Raw genomic sequence first — 7818 nt, forward strand, 5'->3', positions numbered from 1 at the left:
GGGGACAGGGGTGGGGGTCAGCCCGCACCAGCCTAGCCGGCGACCACTTCCCGAAACCTGAGCGTCTCCACCGTCGGCCCGCCCGGCTTGTATTCGAGCCCGATCAACCCGTCATAGCCCTGCGCCTTCAGCCATTCGAGCCGTTCGGCATAATCCATGCGGCCACTGCCCGGCTCGCCGCGGCCCGGCGTGTCGGCGAGATGCACATGCACCACGCGGTCGAGCCGGCCGGCGAGCACCTCGATTTCCTCGCCCATCACTGCCGCGTGGTAGATGTCGTAGAGCAGCTTGATCTCGGGCCGGCCCACCTCGTCGACGATGTCGAGCCCTTCCTCGGTCGAGGTGAGGTAATAGCCCGGATGGTCGACCCGGTCGTTGAGCGGCTCCAGCGCCAGCACCACGTCCGAGCCTTCGAGAATTTTCGCCGCTTCCTTCAGAACCTTGACGATCGCCGCGTGCTGCGCCGCGCGCGCTACACCCGGCTGGTGGTCACCCGCCTGCGCGATGATGACTTTCGCGCCCAACTGCAGCGCCGCCGCCAGCGAGGTGCGCACCCCCTCGAGGAACCACTGGTGCGATTCCGGATTGGTCAGCGGCGCAATCGGCTCACACAGAATCCCCGCCAGCGTCAGCCCGGTCTCATCGAGCGCCAGCTTGATGGCGTCGCAATCCTTGTTGGAGAAACGCCAGAACTCGACGGCGTCGAGCCCCGCGGCCTTGGCCGCACGGACCCGGTTGGCAACGTCAGGTTCTTCGGTGGCGAACAGCCACTCGATGCAGGCGGAGTAACGCATAAGACCTCAGATATTGAGCGGGATCGGGAAAGCTATGAGACTCTTCCGGTGCGATACCCGCGACGAGAAAACTGACCGTCTGCTAGACAGTAACCTTGTGGGAGACCCGGCCCTTGTCGCCGAAAATCCTGATGTAGCGGCGGATCTCCGCCGCGTCGCCGGTGGCCTTTTCCGGATTGTCCGAGAGCTTCACCGCCGGACGGCCATCAGCTTCGCTCACTTTGCACACCAACGAGATCGGCTCAAGCTGCGGGTTAGGCCACGGCGAACAGCCCGAGAAATCGTTGGTGAGGTTGGTGCCCCAGCCGAAGGCCATGCGGACCCGCCCATGGAAGTGGTGATAGGCCTCTTCGATCATGTCGACGTCGAGCCCATCGGAAAAGATCAGCAGCTTGTCGCGCGGGTCGCGACCGCGTTCCTGCCACCACTTGATGATCTTCTCGCCGCCCTCGATCGCCGGTGCGCTGTCCGGCCGGAAGCCGGTCCAGTCCGCTACCCAATCCGGAGCATCACGAAGGAACGCATCGGTGCCGAAGGCATCTGGCAGGACGATTTTGAGATTGCCGCCATAATAGCTCTCCCAATCCTGCAGCACCTGGTAGGGCGCCTGTTTCAACGCCTCCTCGTTCGGCGCGATCGCCGCCAGCACCATCGGCAGCTCATGTGCGTTGGTGCCCAGCGCCTCGAGGTCGTTGTCCATGGCGAGCAGCACATTCGAGGTGCCGGTGAACACTTCGAGCCCCAGCCCTTCCTTCAGCGCCTCGACGCACCAGCGCTGCCACAGGAACGAGTGCCGGCGGCGGGTGCCGAAATCCGAGATGCGGAGCTCCGGGAGCAGCTTCAGCCGCTCCACCTTCTCCCACATCTTGGCTTTGGCCCGCGCGTAGACGACGTCGAGCGCGAACGGCCCATAGGCCTTGAGCGCAGCGCGGCTGCGCAACTCGTTGATGATGGCGAGCGCCGGGATCTCCCACATCGTGGTCTCGACCCACTTGCCGTGGAAGGTCAGCTCATACTGCCCGTCGCGCTTCTCCAGGTGGTAATCCGGCAACCGGAAGCCCGCCAGCCAGCGCAGGAACTCGGGCGAAAAAATCTGCTTCGAGCCATAAAAGCTGTTACCCGCCAGCCAGATCATCTCCTTCTTGCCGAAGCGGAGCGTCCGCGCATGGTCGAGTTGCGCGCGCAGTTCGCCCTCGTCGATCTCGTCGGCGAGGCGGACCGAGGTCTTGCGGTTGATCAGCGAGAAGGTGGCGTCGACCTTGGGGTAGAGTCCCCAGATCATCTGCAGCATCAGGAGCTTGTAGAAATCCGTATCGAGCAGGCTCCGGACGATCGGATCGAGCTTCCAGGTATGGTTGTAGACCCGCCGGGCAATGTCGGTCTTCGGCATCACGCTTCCCTTCACTCGCCCGACACGTCAGGAGCGTTTTCAGGAAAAGTTGCAAACTTTTCCGGTTCGAAAGCGCGACCGACCAAGGGACCTAGAGCATTTCGTCGTCTCAACGCGAAACGAATAGGAATGCTCTAGGCGGATCGGAGAAAAAAGAAAAGGGTGCTACATCGCCAAACGACGATGGAAGTCGGATGCCCGTGCGTCTCATCCCTGTTTCCATCTTTCGCCGGCACCGTCGCGATGCTGATATGCCGGCAACAACAGGGAGGATTTCATGCAACGTGTATTGGTCACCGGCGCGGCCAAGGGCATCGGACGCGCCGTCGCCGAAGCCTTTGCGGCAGAAGGCGCCAAGCTGGTGCTGATGGACGTCGACGCCGCCGGCCTCGATGCAGTGGCAACTGCGCTCAGGGGCAAGGCCGCAGCCATCGAGACCTGCGTCGGCTCGGTCGCCAGCCTCGCCGACTGCAGCCGCGCCGCCGACCTGGCGCAGCAGAGTTTTGGCGGTCTCGACGTGCTGAGCCACAATGCCGGCATCCAGACCTACGGCACGGTGGAAACCACCGACGAGGCGCTGTGGGACCGCACCCTCGGCGTCAACCTCAAGGGCGCCTTCCTCATCTCCAAGGTCTCGATGGCGATGCTGCGCGCCTCCAGGGGCAGCGTCGTCCACATCTCCTCGGTGCAGGGCGTCGCCTCGCAGGCCGGCGTCACGGCCTATTCGGTGTCCAAGCACGGACTCATCGGCCTCGTCCGTTCAATGGCCGTCGACTACGCGCCCTATGGCGTGCGGGTGAACGGCATTGCTCCCGGCTCGGTCGATACCCCGCTGCTCCGCAACGCCGTCGACGCCGCGCCCGATCCGGCCGCCGTCTATGCCGAGATCGACGCCATGCATCCGCTCGGGCGCATGGCCCAGCCCTCCGAAGTGGCCAGCGCCGTACTGTTCCTCGCCTCGGAAAACGCTTCCTTCATCACCGGCGAGGTATTGAGGGTCGATGGCGGCATGCGCGCCAGACTGGGTGGATCACCGAAGAAACAATGAGTGTGACCGGAGCCCCGGAGCTTGATCAGCCGGTGCGTCCGCGCCCGGCGGCGACGACCGCGCCTGCACTCGACACGCCGGCCATCGTCCCGGCGCTGCTGATCGGCATCATTGCCTTCATCATCGTGCGGGGCCTCGCTCCGCTCGACCCCACCAACATCCTGTGGCTCGACGAACGCGACCGCGCCATGCATACGCTGGGCTGGTGGTGGTTCGCCATGGCGCCCTGGGGCTGGCCGCCCGGCGCCAGTCCGCTCAACGGGCTCGAACTCGCCAACAGCGTCGCCCTTTCGGACTCACTGCCGCTCTTTGCTTTCCCGTTCAAGCTGATCGCCGGCTGGCTGCCCGAGCGCTTCCAGTATTGGGGCTACTGGGAGCTGCTCTGCTTCATCCTGCAGTCGCTGTTCGCGGTGCTGATCGCGCACCAGTTGAAGCTCAGCCGGCCGATGGCGCTGATCGCCGCCATGTTCTGCGTGTTCCAGCCAGCTTTCCTGATGCGGCTCGACGTCCACATGGCGCTCGCCGGGCACTGGACCATCCTCGCCGCCGTCTGGCTCTACCTGCGCCGTCCCACCCCGCTCTGGGCCTGGCCGCTATTGCTGGCGACCGTTTCCGCTATCCACGGCTACCTGCTGGTGATGGTATTCGCGTTGTGGGGCGCATCCTTCCTCTCCCGCCCCTGGCAGGGGGAGTTGCGCCCGCTCCGCACCCTTGCAGAGCTGGGGCTCGGCAGCTTCGGCATTGCCGTGGTGCTGTGGTCGGCCGGTATCTTCATGGTCGGCTCGATGCAGAGCTACGGCTTCGGGCTGTTCCGCATGAACTTGATGGGGCCGATCAATCCGGCCTTCTTCCAGTTCATCGTCCCCGGCGTGCCGGTCAACCGTTTCGAGTGGGAAGGCGTGAACTATGTCGGGCTCGGCATCTTTGCTCTCACCGCCGTCGTGCTGTTCACGCTGCGCCCGGCCAACCTGGCGCCACTGCTGCGGCCGCGCCTGCTGCCCCTGGTGCTGGTTGCGGTCGGCCTTGCCCTGTTCTCGCTGAGCCACCGTGTCGCGCTCGGGAGCATCGAGCTGTTCGAGCTGCCGCTGCCCCAGTGGCTGGTGAACACCCTCACTGTCTTCCGCTCCTCCGGCCGGATGTTCTGGCCGTTGGGCTATCTGATCGTCTTCGCTCTGCTCACCTTGCTGTCGCGTCAGTTGCGCAGCACGCCGGCGCTGCTCGTCGCCTGCCTGGCGCTGGCGTTGCAGCTGGGTGACCTGCAGCGCGGCATCCGCGCCCTCAATATCGGCCCCGACCGTACTGGCACCACCTGGCGCACCACGCTCACTTCGCCGGCCTGGGACGCGCTGGCGCCGCACTATCAGCGCGTCCGGTCGCTGCCGGTGGAGAACGAAAACTGGAACTGGCGCGAGCTGAGCTGGTTCGCCGTCACCCACAAGCTGCCGACCGACGCCGTCTATCTCGGCCGCATGGACCCCAGCGCCCTCCGCGCCGCCCGAGAAGTCGGCGACACCGCGATGCGCGACGGCAGCTTCGATCGCGGCGCTATCTATGGCGTCGATAGCGCGAGCGCTCGCCGCATCCTGCCCCTGCTCGGCCCCGACGACGTACTGGCACCAATCGACGGGCTGATCCTGTTCGCGCCCGGCGGTAAGCCGATCCTCGACGCCGCGGGGATTTCGCTTTCGCCGTTTGTCGCGGTCCTGCCGTAGTACTGTGCGGCACAGGTCGCCGAGGATCACGTCCACCCTTCGACCGTCATCTCGGCGAACGCTCATAGGCGCTAAGTTATGGTCGTGCCCCACCCACCGGGTCATTCCCGCGAAAGCGGGAACCTCTGTTTTCCTGGCCTGCGGCACGATCGCAAACGGAGTTCCCGCTTTCGCGGGGATGACACCGAGTTTGGAGGACTTGCAGTGTGGGATACGGGAACCGAGCCCCACTTCATTCCCTCGTCCAATTGACTCCGTCGCGCCAATCAGCGTCCCCTCTCAGCCAATCGAGCGGGGAAAACCCCCGCCGCTGAGGAGCCATTGAAGTGAAGATTACTGCCATCAAGCCCTATGCCGTCTGGGTGGGCATCCGTAACCAGCTGGTCGTCAAGATCGAGACCGACGAGGGCATTTTCGGCTGGGGCGAAAGCGGCCTGTCGGGCCGCGAGAAAGCGGTGGTCGGCGCCATCGAGCACTACACCGAAATCCTCATCGGCATGGACCCGTTCAAGATCGGCCACATCTGGCAGTTGCTCTATCGCAGCCAGTATTTCGAGGGTGGCCGCGTGCTGCAGGCGGCGATCTCGGCCATCGACATCGCGCTCTACGACATCAAGGGCAAGGCATTGGGGGTGCCCGTTTACGAGCTCCTCGGTGGCAAACAACGCGACAAAATCCCGACCTTCGCTACCACCTCGGGCGAGCCCGGCCCCGAGATGATCGAACAGGCCAAAATGCTGATCGCGCACGGCTGGACCGCCATGCGGCTATCGCCTTCAGGCCACGGCGAGACGATCTACGAGCCGCGCGAGCATATCGGCAAGACCGCCAAGTGGATGGTCAAGGCGCGCGAGGAGCTGGGTGAGGACGTCATCCTTGGCATCGACTTCCACCACCGGCTGTCGGTGGCTGAGGCCGCGAGCTTCTGCCAGAAGATGCCGTCCGGCACGCTCGACTTTCTCGAGGAGCCGATCCGCGACGAGACGCCGGAGGCCTACGAGTCGCTGCGCACCCTCACCGACGTGCCGTTCGCCATCGGCGAGGAGTTTGCGTCCAAGTGGCAGTTCCTGCCCTACATCGAGCGCGGCATCCATCAGTTCAACCGCATCGACGTGTGCAATGTCGGTGGTTTGACCGAGTCGATGAAAGTCGCCGGCTGGAGCGAGGCGCACTACGTGGACATGATGCCGCACAACCCGCTCGGCCCGATCTGCACTGCCGCGACCGTGCACTTCTCGGCAGCAGTGCCGAACTTCTCCTGGCTCGAAACCCGCGCCAGCCCGGCGGAGAATCTCGGCTTCGACAACACCGAGTTTTTCCCCGTGCAGCCGCGGCTTGAAGGTTCGCACTACCCGGTCAGCAACGCCCCCGGTCTCGGCATCGAGGTCAATGAAGAACTGATCAAGCAGCAAAGCTTTAAGTTCTGGCAGGCGCCCATGCTCTACCGTCGCGATGGCTCTGTGACGAATTGGTAGTGGCTCGTGGGTTGACGCCCCGCCGCGCCACCCCACTTAGTATTTACGGACGCAGGATACGAAGCTCAGCCCGTACTTCGGGCTGAGCGGCGTTGCTTCGGCGTCAATTTGGGTTGCGGCGAGGGCTTAGAATTGGCTGACTTTTTTGAACCCGCGGGACGCGGTGTGCAACATGCCAGCCTGCGCGCCGCCAATCGCCGCGCCGTGCTCACCACCATCACCTTCAGCCCCGGCATCTCCAACGCGGAGGTGTCGCGCCGCACCGGCCTCGCCCCGCAGACCGCGTCGGCCATCGTCACCGAGCTCGAGGACGACGGCCTCATTACGCGCGGTGACGTGCTGCGCGGCCGCCGGGGCCAGCCGGCGACGCCGCTCTATCTCGACTATGCCGGCGCCTATGGCATTGGCTGCGAGATCTCCTGGCGTCACATCGACATCACCCTGATCAACCTCGGCAGCGAGGACCTCGGCCGCTATCGCCGCGACTTCGCCTACCCCGACGCGACCAGCATCGTCGCCGAGGCGGCCGAAGCGATTGCCGGCCTCATCGCCCGGCTCAGCCCGGCGCAGCAGCAGCGCGTCGCCGGCATCGGTCTCGCCACGCCCAGCAATCTCGGCAGCCTGATCGGCAATGTCGACGCACCAGCCGACCAACTTCAAGCATGGCGCGAACTCGATCTGCGCACCGGGCTCGAAGCGGCGACCGGCCTCGCCACCACCTGGTTCAACGACGGCAACTGCGCCTGCTTCGCCGAAATGGTGATGTCACCGCCGCCGCGCCCGGCCAACCTGGTGCACCTGTTCGTCTCGACCTATCTCGGCGCCGGCATCACCGCCGAACACACGCTGTGGGAGGGGCCGACCGGCAACTCCGCCAACCTCGGCTCGATGCTGGTCAACGGCCATGATGGGCATCGCAGCTTCGGCCACGACATCGCCTCGACCACGGCGCCCGGCCGGCGCCTCGCCGCGGCGGGCATCGCGCTGCCGGTCGGCAACCCCTCGGACTGGCCGTGGGCGGATTGGGAGGCGCATATCGGCCCCTGGGTCGAGGCGTCGGGCAGCGCCCTCGCCGAGATCATCGTCAATACCGGCGCCGTGCTGGAGATCGATCACGCCATTATCGACAGCACCGCGCCGCAGCTGCTCGAGGAATGGCTGCGGAGCGGTGCCGTCGCTACGGCCCAGGACCCGCTTCAGTCCTGCGACGGTACCGACGATGACCTCGACGGGTGCGCTGCCCGCCGCCCGGTCCCAGCCGCCGCTAGGCGCCTCCCAAGCGCCCCACGCGCGGCGCTGGCGGTTGCGGAGCGGCTGCGCCCTTCCCGGCACTGCGACGCCACCGCCGCGCGCCGGGCGCTGTGCACGTGCCGGGCCTCCCCCGCCAGGTGCTTCACGG

The 7818-nt window shown here is 65.6% G+C and carries 6 protein-coding genes; 4 read left to right on the forward strand and 2 right to left on the reverse strand.

Translation table 11 applies throughout. The annotated features are described in order from the left end of the window. Window positions 1-32: 32 nt before the first annotated feature. Both VW23_RS07735 and pncB read right to left on the reverse strand, forming a co-directional pair. Window positions 33-794 carry a hydroxypyruvate isomerase family protein gene (locus tag VW23_RS07735; protein WP_069909005.1) on the reverse strand — a complete coding sequence of 254 codons (762 nt, stop codon included), beginning with the start codon at window positions 792-794 and terminating at the stop codon, window positions 33-35. An 82-nt stretch (window positions 795-876) separates the two neighbouring features. Next, the gene (gene pncB, locus VW23_RS07740; protein ID WP_069909006.1) at window positions 877-2184 is read right to left on the reverse strand and encodes a nicotinate phosphoribosyltransferase; all 1308 of its coding nucleotides are present in this window, start codon (window positions 2182-2184) and stop codon (window positions 877-879) included. Window positions 2185-2461: 277 nt separating this feature from the next. On the opposite strand from pncB, the gene VW23_RS07745 reads away from it, so the two are divergent. The 4 genes from VW23_RS07745 to VW23_RS07760 all read left to right on the forward strand — a co-directional run. Continuing rightward, complete coding sequence (locus VW23_RS07745) at window positions 2462-3232, forward strand: SDR family NAD(P)-dependent oxidoreductase (protein ID WP_069909007.1); 771 nt, start codon at window positions 2462-2464, stop codon at window positions 3230-3232. Then, window positions 3229-4944, forward strand: coding sequence for a DUF6311 domain-containing protein (locus VW23_RS07750; RefSeq protein WP_069909008.1), 1716 nt, complete (start codon window positions 3229-3231; stop codon window positions 4942-4944). The genes VW23_RS07745 and VW23_RS07750 overlap by 4 nt, the downstream gene beginning before the upstream one ends. A 326-nt stretch (window positions 4945-5270) precedes the next feature. Continuing rightward, on the forward strand, window positions 5271-6419 hold the full coding sequence (locus tag VW23_RS07755; RefSeq protein ID WP_069909009.1) for a mandelate racemase/muconate lactonizing enzyme family protein: 1149 nt from the start codon (window positions 5271-5273) through the stop codon (window positions 6417-6419). A gap of 165 nt (window positions 6420-6584) precedes the next feature. Beyond that, the coding region (locus VW23_RS07760; protein ID WP_069909010.1) for an ROK family transcriptional regulator at window positions 6585-7818 on the forward strand (1234 nt) is incomplete at its 3' end.

Source organism: Devosia insulae DS-56 (assembly GCF_000970465.2).
In the GTDB taxonomy this organism is placed as follows: Bacteria; Pseudomonadota; Alphaproteobacteria; order Rhizobiales; family Devosiaceae; genus Devosia_A; species Devosia_A insulae.

Bases quoted from the DNA above. Each gene is read 5' to 3' on its own strand.
- VW23_RS07735 (WP_069909005.1), bottom strand. From the start codon at position 794: ATGCGTTACTCCGCCTGCATCGAGTGGCTGTTCGCCACCGAAGAACCT.
- pncB (WP_069909006.1), bottom strand. From the start codon at position 2,184: ATGCCGAAGACCGACATTGCCCGGCGGGTCTACAACCATACCTGGAAG.
- VW23_RS07745 (WP_069909007.1), top strand. From the start codon at position 2,462: ATGCAACGTGTATTGGTCACCGGCGCGGCCAAGGGCATCGGACGCGCC.
- VW23_RS07750 (WP_069909008.1), top strand. From the start codon at position 3,229: ATGAGTGTGACCGGAGCCCCGGAGCTTGATCAGCCGGTGCGTCCGCGC.